This is a genomic window from Psychrobacter sp. TB20-MNA-CIBAN-0197 (assembly GCF_040309765.1).
Lineage (GTDB): Bacteria > Pseudomonadota > Gammaproteobacteria > Pseudomonadales > Moraxellaceae > Psychrobacter > Psychrobacter submarinus.
Map to the genome: position 1 here is coordinate 1 of NZ_JBEOPC010000879.1, position 259 is coordinate 259.

Annotated in this window: 1 protein-coding gene; it reads left to right on the forward strand. The window is 39.0% G+C overall.

The window, feature by feature from the left end; genetic code table 11:
• Window positions 1-259: hypothetical protein (locus tag AAEY83_RS16380; RefSeq protein WP_351060735.1), on the forward strand; the 259-nt coding region annotated here is incomplete at both ends.

A 259-nucleotide genomic window follows, 5' to 3' on the forward strand; every position in this document is an offset into this window, starting at 1 on the left:
GTCGTATTGATAGCCAAGTTTTTGTTTTAGAAGATAAACGTCTTGAAAAACTACAACTGCGTATTAATATCGAAAGCCAAATAAAACGTGGCTTATCTGCCCGCTCAGCGAGTATGGTTGGCTCTGCAAGGCAGTATTTTGAAAAAGCACAGGCAACGCTCAATGCAGTTACATACACCGATGAATATGTAACAACAAAACGCCAAGAAGTTGAAGGTTACTTAGAAGCAATTAGTGTTGAACTTAGAGCTTCTAATGC